This window comes from Limosilactobacillus difficilis (assembly GCF_947387495.1).
In the GTDB taxonomy this organism is placed as follows: Bacteria; Bacillota; Bacilli; order Lactobacillales; family Lactobacillaceae; genus Limosilactobacillus; species Limosilactobacillus difficilis.
Window position 1 is genome coordinate 1 of sequence record NZ_CANDNU010000089.1, and the last position, 1,542, is coordinate 1,542.

Below are 1,542 nucleotides of genomic sequence, written 5' to 3' on the forward strand. Positions count from 1 at the left end.
CATACTTATATTTTAAAGGAAAAGAGAGACGAATGAAATCCGAAGGATTTATCCATCTCTCTTTATTATTAGGGACTGATGCGTACCCCCAAAGTCGATTTCCAACTTTGGGGGTACGCATCAAAGCTCATTAAGTTTATTGTTATTTTTTAGTGCATGGGGTATTTGGTGGTCATTTTTCCAAATTTGGCTAACTAATGACTTAGGTTTTCCTGGTGCTAAAGTTGGTTTGATTTACACTTTTGATTCTGCGATCACTTTAGTTTTAATGTTTATTTATGGTTCGGCACAAGACAAGCTAGGGATTAAACGATATTTATTAATTGGGGTTACTATTCTAGAAATGTTACTTGGCCCCTTTTTTACATGGGTTTATTCGCCATTACTTCATTCTAATTTTCTTTTAGGTGCATTTCTTGGTTCACTATATTTATCTTTTGCATTTTTAGCTGCATCGCCGACTTTTGAAGCACTAGCTGAAAGAATGAGTCGTCGATTCGGATTTGAGTATGGCCAGGCTCGTGCTTGGGGTTCCTTTGGTTATGCTGTTTCAGCTTTGTGTGCTGGCTATCTCTTTACCATTAGTCCTTATATTGTTTTCTGGCTCAGTAGTGGAATTAGCCTTTTGACATTTCTGCTCCTTGTTTTTGGGAAAACGAAAAACCAAAAACAATTTGCAAAGTATGAAAATAAGTCTGAAGAAAAGCATGATGCCGATAAGCCTAGCTTTAAAGAAATTGTCGGTGTATTTAAGATGAAACAACTTTGGGAATTGGTCATTTTTATTATCTTTAGTGGATCATTTTATACAGTTTTTGATCAACAAATGTTCCCACAGTTTTTTACTAAATTCTTTGGTACGGCTGCACAAGGTAATACAGCCTATGGTATTTTGAACTCAATCGAAGTTTTTCTGGAATCGATTATGATGGCAGTAGTTCCTTGGATTATGAAGAAACTTGGTGTTCGACGGACGATGTTACTTGGAGTTGCAATTATGTTTATTCGAATTGGGCTTTGCGGTCTCGTCCAAAGTCCAGTAGGTATCTCTATTGTTAAACTTTTCCACGCACCTGAAACTGCTATTTTTGCTTTAGCGATGTTCCGTTACTTAACTTTGCATTTTGATACTCGTTTATCAGCAACTATGTACATGGTAGTTAGTCAAATTGCTGCTCAGTTGGGGCAAATTATCTTCTCGACACCACTAGGAATGTTGCATGATCACATTGGCTATCGTTCAACATTTCTTGTCATTGCCTGCATTGTTATTTGCGCAGCAATCTATGCTTTTGTGATTTTGCGGAAGGATGATCAAGAAGTTGGCGGTCAACCTTTAGAGAATAATTAGATAAGGTTAGCAATAAAAAACGATTTAGAATATTTAGTATTGATTGAAGTGTGAAGCGCCTTATGATTGTTAGACATAATTCTAATGACTGTGAGGCGCTTTTATTGTCCAGTTAATGGTGGATTATAGAATGAAGTTAGCCACCCAGTTGGTGGTAAATAAAAAACGCCATTCGGCGTGACATCAGGTAT

Annotated in this window: 1 protein-coding gene; it reads left to right on the top strand. The window is 36.8% G+C overall.

Features of this window, described 5'->3' with window-relative positions:
* Nucleotides 1–97 precede the first annotated feature (97 nt).
* Nucleotides 98–1,351 carry an oligosaccharide MFS transporter gene (locus tag QOR82_RS09050; RefSeq protein ID WP_283584410.1) on the top strand — a complete coding sequence of 418 codons (1,254 nt, stop codon included), beginning with the start codon at nt 98–100 and terminating at the stop codon, nt 1,349–1,351.
* The last annotated feature ends 191 nt before the right edge of the window (nt 1,352–1,542 follow it).